At 68.2% G+C, this 2,058-nt stretch carries 3 protein-coding genes; all 3 read left to right on the top strand.

Annotated elements, in window-relative coordinates; all coding sequences use genetic code 11:
- Positions 1-633, top strand: a 633-nt coding sequence (locus tag BM436_RS37395; protein WP_371859713.1) for an OmpL47-type beta-barrel domain-containing protein, incomplete at its 5' end; no start/stop codon positions are given.
- Positions 634-645: 12 nt separating this feature from the next.
- On the top strand, positions 646-1,269 hold the full coding sequence (locus BM436_RS34700) for an NF038129 family PEP-CTERM protein (protein ID WP_093561472.1): 624 nt from the start codon (positions 646-648) through the stop codon (positions 1,267-1,269).
- Between the two features lie 79 nt (positions 1,270-1,348).
- Positions 1,349-2,058 (top strand): alpha-L-fucosidase (locus BM436_RS34695; protein WP_177307807.1); only part of this gene is annotated, 710 nt, incomplete at its 3' end.

Here is a 2,058-nt window from a genome sequence, read left to right as displayed (position 1 = left end):
TGGGCGGGCAACGTGGAGCAGCAGCGCACGGTCGCGGTCAACATCGACAAGACCGCGCCGGTCACCACCGCGACGCCGAGCCAGGCCGCGCCGGCCAGCGGCTGGTACTCGGGCGACGTGTCGCTGGCGCTGTCGGTGGCGGCGGACGCCGGCTCGCCGGCCGCGTCCACCCACTACACGGTGGACGGCGGCGCGCAGCAGACCGGCAACACGGTCGCGCTGAGCGCCAAGGGCAGCCACACGGTGAGCTACTGGAGCGTGGACCAGGCCGGCAACACCGAGCAAGCCCGCTCGCTGACCGTGAACATCGGCCCGATCGACCTGAGCGCCAGCGTGAAGATGACGCAGCAGGGCGCGACCCTGAACCGCGCCACCGGCAAGTATGTCGGCGCGATGACGCTCACCAACACGACGGGTTCGACCCTGACCGGCCCCCTGACGCTCAGACTGAACGGCTTGAGCAACGGCCTGGTGCTCGACAACGCCACGGGCGTGGACGCCGCCGGCGCGCCGTATGTCGCCCTGGCCAACCCGCTGCCCCCCGGCGCCTCGGTGACCGTGAACCTCACGTTCTCGAACCCCAACCGCGCCCTCGTCACTTACACGGCGCAACTGTTCCGTGGCCAGCCATAAGGAGGATGCATCATGCGTAACGATGTCAAACACAAGATCGCTTCCCTCCTGCGCCGCGCGGCGCTGGCCCTGGCCCTGGCGACGGGCTGCGGCCTGGCCTCGGCCGGCGTCGTCCACGTGACGATCGACACCGCGTCCTTCGGCGCCGCCAGCGGCTTCCTGGACATGAACCTCGGCGTCAGCGGCGCCGTGCCGCTGGCGACGGCGACGGTGACCAACCTGGTCGGCTTCCAGGGCTCGCCGTATATCGACTCCTGGGGCGTGACCGCGGTCGCCGGCGGCTGGCGCTTCCGCAACGACGCGTCGAACGACCTGTTCCAGTCCGTGGATTTCGGCGGCGTGCTGTCGTTCGACCTCACCTTCGCGGGCGCGGTCGATCCGATGACGAATTACATCTCGAAATTCGTCGTGTCGGCGTTCGGCAGTGACGGCTTCACGCCGCTCGGCCACTACGATCCGATGACCGGGGCCCTGGCGGAATTCGCCTGGACCCCCGGGCTCACCGCCGGCGCGGATGGCCACGTCTTCGCCAACCTCTCGGATCCGCACGTCAGGGCGGTTCCTGAACCGGGCCCGTGGCTGTTGATCGGTATCGGCTGCGCCGCGTTGGCGTTGACGCGGCGCCGGGTCGTCTGAGGATCGCGACGGGAGTATGGCAATGACTTTTTTTAAAAAAACCACGAGACGCGAATTTGGCTTGGCGGCTGGCTATTCCATGCTGGCCGTGTCTTTGGGGGGCGGGCCGCCGGCAACGGCGGCCGCCGGACCGGCGCGCACGCTGGCCAGACCGACGCCGCGGCAACTGGCGTTCGATGAGATGGAGCTGGGCGCCTTCATCCATTACAGCATCGATACCTATGGCAGCGTGTCCGCCGGCAAGCCGGCCAGCGCCTTCAATCCCACCAGCCTGGATACGGAACAATGGGTGTTGGCCGCCAAGGCCATGGGCGCGCGCTACGTGGTGCTGACGGCGCGCCACGAGCAGGGTTTCTGCCTGTGGCCCACCGCCACCACCGGCTACAGTGTGCGCAACAGCCCGTACAAGAACGGCGAGGGCGATATCGTCCGCGAATTCGTCGACGCCTGCCGCAAGCATGGCGTGAAACCCGGCTTGTACACGCCGCCCTGGATCGACGACCACTTCGACCGGCACACGCTGGGCCGGGCCGCCGGCCAGGGCAACAGCGACTTGGGCAAATACGACGATCCGGCCCACTTCGCCAAGGTGCGCGACAAGGAATTGCGGCAGCAGCGGGAATTGCTGACCCGCTACGGCCCGCTGGTGTTTTACTGGGACGATCATTACGGCCGCTCGGACTCGATAGGCCCGGTCGCCCAAGGGGGCAAGCTGCGCGAACTGTACGCGGAGCTGGGCAGGCAGGCGCGCCGGCTGCAGCCGGACATGCTGTATTTCGGTCCGGACGT

This window comes from Pseudoduganella namucuonensis (genome assembly GCF_900116645.1).
In the GTDB taxonomy this organism is placed as follows: Bacteria; Pseudomonadota; Gammaproteobacteria; order Burkholderiales; family Burkholderiaceae_D; genus Rugamonas; species Rugamonas namucuonensis.
The sequence above is the reverse complement of the archived record's forward strand: the minus strand, read 5'-3'. Positions and strand labels throughout refer to the sequence as shown.

Coding starts and splice junctions, on each gene's coding strand:
- BM436_RS34700 (WP_093561472.1), top strand. CDS start 646: ATGCGTAACGATGTCAAACACAAGATCGCTTCCCTCCTGCGCCGCGCG.